Source organism: Curtobacterium sp. MCLR17_044, from assembly GCF_003234435.1.
In the GTDB taxonomy this organism is placed as follows: Bacteria; Actinomycetota; Actinomycetes; order Actinomycetales; family Microbacteriaceae; genus Curtobacterium; species Curtobacterium flaccumfaciens.
In genome coordinates, this window is the sequence record NZ_QKTC01000043.1 from 1 (window position 1) to 5,547 (window position 5,547).

The following is a 5,547-nucleotide window of genomic DNA, read 5'->3' on the forward strand; positions in this document are numbered from 1 at the left end:
ACGTTAAGTCCGGCGGCGTCCTACTCTCCCACAAGGTCCCCCTTGCAGTACCATCGGCGCTGAGAGGCTTAGCTTCCGGGTTCGGAATGTGACCGGGCGTTTCCCTCTCGCTATGACCACCGGAACACCTTCGACCATGATCTGGTCTCAAAGCTGTCCCAGCTGCTGCCCTCCGTGAAGAGGGCAGAGCGGTGTATTCAGTTTCGATTCCCGATCGTCTGTCGGGAACCACAAAGTGGACGCGAGCCCGTGCAACAAGTGCACGGAAATCAGTGTGTTATCAAGTCTTCGGCTTATTAGTACCGGTCAGCTCCACGGGTCGTTAGTCCCCGCTTCCACATCCGGCCTATCAACCCAGTAGTCTGCTGGGAGCCTCTCACACTCAAGGTGCATGGAAATCTCATCTCGAAGACGGCTTCCCGCTTAGATGCTTTCAGCGGTTATCCGGTCCGAACGTAGCTAATCAGCGGTGCCCTTGGCAGAACAACTGACACACCAGAGGTTCGTCCATCCCGGTCCTCTCGTACTAGGGATAGATCTTCTCAAATTTCCAACGCGCGCAGCGGATAGGGACCGAACTGTCTCACGACGTTCTAAACCCAGCTCGCGTACCGCTTTAATGGGCGAACAGCCCAACCCTTGGGACCTACTCCAGCCCCAGGATGCGACGAGCCGACATCGAGGTGCCAAACCATGCCGTCGATATGGACTCTTGGGCAAGATCAGCCTGTTATCCCCGAGGTACCTTTTATCCGTTGAGCGACAGCGCTTCCACAAGCCACTGCCGGATCACTAGTCCCGACTTTCGTCCCTGCTCGACCTGTCAGTCTCACAGTCAAGCTCCCTTGTGCACTTACACTCGCCACCTGATTGCCAACCAGGTTGAGGGAACCTTTGGGCGCCTCCGTTACTCTTTGGGAGGCAACCGCCCCAGTTAAACTACCCATCAGGCACTGTCCATGAACCCGATCAGGGTCCTACGTTAGACATCCAAAGTGACCAGAGTGGTATTTCAACAATGACTCCACGAACACTAGCGTGCCCGCTTCACAGTCTCCCACCTATCCTACACAAGCCACTCCGAACACCAATACCAAACTGTAGTAAAGGTCACGGGGTCTTTCCGTCCTGCTGCGCGTAACGAGCATCTTTACTCGTAGTGCAATTTCGCCGAGTTCGCGGTTGAGACAGCTGGGAAGTCGTTACGCCATTCGTGCAGGTCGGAACTTACCCGACAAGGAATTTCGCTACCTTAGGATGGTTATAGTTACCACCGCCGTTTACTGGGGCTTAAATTCAGAGCTTCGCCCAAAGGCTAACCCTTCCTCTTAACCTTCCAGCACCGGGCAGGCGTCAGTCCGTATACATCGTCTTGCGACTTCGCACGGACCTGTGTTTTTAGTAAACAGTCGCTTCCCACTGGTCTCTGCGGCCTTCAACGCTCACGGAGTAAATCCGGTCACGTGTCCGGCCCCCCTTCTCCCGAAGTTACGGGGGCATTTTGCCGAGTTCCTTAACCACGATTCTCTCGATCTCCTTGGTATTCTCTACCTGACCACCTGAGTCGGTTTCGGGTACGGGCGGCTGCAACCTCGCGTCGATGCTTTTCTCGGCAGCATAGGATCACTGATTTCCCCTTACGGGTACGCGTCGGATCTCAGGCACACAGACGACGGATTTGCCTATCGTCAGCCCTACATCCTTACACCAGGTTCACCTTACGGATACCATCGCCTGGCTCAGCTACCTTCCTGCGTCACACCTGTTCATACGCTAACCGCACCAGCATGGGGTCGAGCGTTAGACCGGCCACCATCACCCCGAAGGGATCCGGTTGTACCGGGTTAGGACTCTTAGCACCACTGGATTAGCTTGGGCGGTTGTTCGCCGGTACGGGAATATCAACCCGTTGTCCATCGACTACGCCTGTCGGCCTCGCCTTAGGTCCCGACTTACCCAGGGCGGATTAACCTGGCCCTGGAACCCTTGGTCTTTCGGAGGACGGGTTTCTCACCCGTCTTTCGCTACTCATGCCTGCATTCTCACTCGTGTAGCGTCCACGGCTGGATCACTCCGCCGCTTCACTCGCCACACGACGCTCTCCTACCACTCCGCACGACTGAACCACGAAGGCTTGTCTATAGTGCGAAATCTACAACTTCGGTGGTGTGCTTGAGCCCCGTTACATTGTCGGCGCGGAATCACTTGACCAGTGAGCTATTACGCACTCTTTCAAGGGTGGCTGCTTCTAAGCCAACCTCCTGGTTGTCTGTGCAACTCCACATCCTTTCCCACTTAGCACACGCTTAGGGACCTTAGTTGGTAGTCTGGGTTGTTTCCCTCTCGACGATGAAGCTTATCCCCCACCGTCTCACTGCTGCGCTCTCACTCACCGGCATTCGGAGTTTGGCTGACGTCAGTAACCTGTTGAGGCCCATCGGCCATCCAGTAGCTCTACCTCCGGCGAGAAACACGCAACGCTGCACCTAAATGCATTTCGGAGAGAACCAGCTATCACGAAGTTTGATTGGCCTTTCACCCCTATCCACAGCTCATCCCCTCCATTTTCAACTGAAGTGGGTTCGGTCCTCCACGACGTCTTACCGTCGCTTCAACCTGGCCATGGATAGATCACTTCGCTTCGGGTCTAGAACATGCGACTCAAACGCCCTATTCAGACTCGCTTTCGCTACGGCTGCCCCTCACGGGTTAACCTCGCCACATATCACTAACTCGCAGGCTCATTCTTCAAAAGGCACGCCGTCACCCCTACTAAGGAGGCTCCGACGGTTTGTAAGCAAACGGTTTCAGGTACTATTTCACTCCCCTCCCGGGGTACTTTTCACCTTTCCCTCACGGTACTTGTCCGCTATCGGTCATCTGGGAGTATTTAGGCTTATCAGGTGGTCCTGACAGATTCACACGGGATTTCTCGGGCCCCGTGCTACTTGGGATACACATCCGGCCATAACACCATTTCGTCTACGGGGCTGGCACCCACTACGGCCCGGCTTTCAAACCGGTTCGACTATGATGCGCTGTAACCGTCCCAGTCCGGCAGAACTGAGTGACGTGTCCCACAACCCCGACCATGCAACGCCCGCCGGCTATCACACATGATCGGTTTAGCCTCATCCGCTTTCGCTCGCCACTACTCACGGAATCACATGTTGTTTTCTCTTCCTGTGGGTACTGAGATGTTTCACTTCCCCACGTTCCCTCTACCCGCCCTATACATTCAGGCGGGAGTCACCAGGTCGCAAAACGCCTGGCGGGGTTTCCCCATTCGGAAATCCTCGGATCGAGGCTCGATTATCAGCTCCCCGAGGCTTATCGCAGATTTCTACGTCCTTCATCGGCTCCAGATGCCAAGGCATCCACCGTTTGCTCTTAGAAACTTGACCACAAAGATTAAAATTGCGATCCAACGTCACCAATCAGCAGCCCGAAGGCTGGTCATGGATGACGCGAATCAAAGATGCTCGCGTCCACTGTGTAGTTCTCAACATACGATCGGCACCAGAACTCCCCCACCACAACGGTAGGTTCACCCTGGCCCGACGAAGGACCCGTAGGCCCAACCCCCACCACCACTCACGTGACAGTAGGAAGCCTGGTCCCTCAGGACCCAACAACGTGCACCAGCCAGCAGCTCCACCCCCGACCCGTCCCAACCCTGCAAGCAGAGCGTACTGAGGTCGGAAGCATCACTCCCAACTGCACTGTCAATGTTCCACCCATGAGCTACCCGTCGGACACGTTCGGTCCGAAACAGGCGCCTGGACCAGCAACCAACCACCCATGATGGGCGACCAGCACTGACCAGATGCTCCTTAGAAAGGAGGTGATCCAGCCGCACCTTCCGGTACGGCTACCTTGTTACGACTTAGTCCTAATCACCGATCCCACCTTCGACGGCTCCTTCCACAAGGGTTAGGCCACCGGCTTCGGGTGTTACCGACTTTCATGACTTGACGGGCGGTGTGTACAAGGCCCGGGAACGTATTCACCGCAGCGTTGCTGATCTGCGATTACTAGCGACTCCGACTTCATGAGGTCGAGTTGCAGACCTCAATCCGAACTGAGACCGGCTTTTTGGGATTCGCTCCACCTTACGGTATCGCAGCCCTTTGTACCGGCCATTGTAGCATGCGTGAAGCCCAAGACATAAGGGGCATGATGATTTGACGTCATCCCCACCTTCCTCCGAGTTGACCCCGGCAGTCTCCTATGAGTCCCCGGCATAACCCGCTGGCAACATAGAACGAGGGTTGCGCTCGTTGCGGGACTTAACCCAACATCTCACGACACGAGCTGACGACAACCATGCACCACCTGTACACCGACCACAAGGGGGCGACCATCTCTGGCCGTTTCCGGTGTATGTCAAGCCTTGGTAAGGTTCTTCGCGTTGCATCGAATTAATCCGCATGCTCCGCCGCTTGTGCGGGCCCCCGTCAATTCCTTTGAGTTTTAGCCTTGCGGCCGTACTCCCCAGGCGGGGCGCTTAATGCGTTAGCTACGACACAGAAACCGTGGAAAGGTCCCTACATCTAGCGCCCAACGTTTACGGCATGGACTACCAGGGTATCTAATCCTGTTCGCTCCCCATGCTTTCGCTCCTCAGCGTCAGTTACGGCCCAGAGATCTGCCTTCGCCATCGGTGTTCCTCCTGATATCTGCGCATTCCACCGCTACACCAGGAATTCCAATCTCCCCTACCGCACTCTAGTCTGCCCGTACCCACTGCAAGCCCGAGGTTGAGCCTCGGGATTTCACAGCAGACGCGACAAACCGCCTACGAGCTCTTTACGCCCAATAATTCCGGACAACGCTTGCACCCTACGTATTACCGCGGCTGCTGGCACGTAGTTAGCCGGTGCTTTTTCTGCAGGTACCGTCACTTTCGCTTCTTCCCTACTAAAAGAGGTTTACAACCCGAAGGCCGTCATCCCTCACGCGGCGTTGCTGCATCAGGCTTTCGCCCATTGTGCAATATTCCCCACTGCTGCCTCCCGTAGGAGTCTGGGCCGTGTCTCAGTCCCAGTGTGGCCGGTCACCCTCTCAGGCCGGCTACCCGTCGTCGCCTTGGTGAGCCATTACCTCACCAACAAGCTGATAGGCCGCGAGTCCATCCCCAACCAAAAAATCTTTCCACCACCAGACCATGCGGCCAGTGATCATATCCAGTATTAGACGTCGTTTCCAACGCTTATCCCAGAGTCAGGGGCAGGTTACTCACGTGTTACTCACCCGTTCGCCACTAATCCACCCAGCAAGCTGGGCATCATCGTTCGACTTGCATGTGTTAAGCACGCCGCCAGCGTTCGTCCTGAGCCAGGATCAAACTCTCCGTAAAAAAATACAGACCCAACACCCGAAGGCATCAGACCGAGTTGATTCTGACTGTTGACTGTCTACTGACAATCTTCAATCCAAAAGGAATTGCTTCATGACCCAGTCAGCAAGCCGACCAGGCACGAGGTCAATCAATAAATTGGCATTGACAATGTGCACGCTGTTGAGTTCTCAAGGACCAGACGCACT

The 5,547-nt window shown here is 55.5% G+C and carries 3 rRNA genes; all 3 read right to left on the minus strand.

The window, feature by feature from the left end:
* Positions 1-7: 7 nt before the first annotated feature.
* Positions 8-124: ribosomal RNA gene (gene rrf / locus DEJ04_RS18050) — 5S ribosomal RNA — on the minus strand.
* Between the two features lie 152 nt (positions 125-276).
* A 23S ribosomal RNA gene (locus DEJ04_RS18055) occupies positions 277-3,404 on the minus strand.
* Between the two features lie 433 nt (positions 3,405-3,837).
* Positions 3,838-5,359: ribosomal RNA gene (locus tag DEJ04_RS18060) — 16S ribosomal RNA — on the minus strand.
* The 16S, 23S and 5S rRNA genes sit together here, the layout of an rRNA operon.
* Positions 5,360-5,547 lie beyond the last annotated feature (188 nt).